The organism is Vibrio sp. 378, from assembly GCF_033339435.1.
In genome coordinates, this window is the sequence record NZ_JAWOUO010000231.1 from 1 (window position 1) to 940 (window position 940).

General features: G+C 44.7%; 2 protein-coding genes. Both read right to left on the reverse strand.

What is annotated here, in order from left to right; genetic code table 11:
- The coding region (locus tag R7Q48_RS25375) for a flagellar basal body protein (protein WP_318132913.1) at window positions 1–136 on the reverse strand (136 nt) is incomplete at its 3' end.
- A gap of 293 nt (window positions 137–429) precedes the next feature.
- Window positions 430–940, reverse strand: a 511-nt coding sequence (locus R7Q48_RS25380) for a flagellar hook-basal body complex protein (RefSeq protein ID WP_318132911.1), incomplete at its 5' end; no start/stop codon positions are given.

A 940-nucleotide genomic window follows, 5' to 3' on the forward strand; every position in this document is an offset into this window, starting at 1 on the left:
CTTGCATTGAGCGAGCCTGTGCTAAATCCGCACGAAAACCCGTCGTGCTGACGTTAGCCAAGTTGTTAGCGCGCAATTGCAAAGCCTGCATATTTTGCTTGGCGCCACTCATTGCGAGAAACAGTGCGCGATCCATAATTTACTCCAAAAAAGTCTCTGTACTTCGGAGTAAAAGCAATAGTTATGCCAAGATAAAAATAGGCTTATTTATCAAAAACTTGAATGAAATTAAAGGCAATCAAGAAGGATATTCAATGAAGGTAAACTGCAAAGGGAGGCAAGATTTTGATCCATGTGGCGGCAACAGCGGCAAACCAGAGATCAAAGCATGCTTAGCCTGAACTGAGGTGTTTTCAGGCTAAGCATCAGATGAATGTCATGATGTTATCAAGCCAAGCGGCGAAAGCACGCCTAACTTAATAATGCAGATTATCTAATCTGCAGGATATTTTGTTGTAGCTGGTTATGTACTTCTAGCGAACGTGAGTTTGCTTGGAAGTTACGCTGAGCAGAGATCAGATCCACCAGCTCCTGAGTCATATCAATGTTTGACTGTTCTAGCATACCGTTGTTGATAGTACCGAAAGAGCCTTTGTTTGATTCACCCCAAATCTTGTCACCAGAGAACTGAGTTGAATCCCATTGCGTACCGCCCTTCTTATCCAGACCTTGCTCGTTAGGAACACGAACTAGCGCCACACGACCCAATGTTACGTTTTCACCGTTTGAGTAAGTACCCAATACGCTGCCGTTTTCATCAAAGTCAACTTTGGTTAGGAAACCCGTTGTCGCACCATCTTCATCGAACTTAGTTAGCTCAAATGGGGCGGCAAATTGTGTCGCAGCACCCAGACCAAAGTTAAGCGTCTGAGCAGGATCTGCACCATTCATATCAAGCGGCGTGGTGTTTGTTGCAGGATCACCCAATGCAACAGAAGTA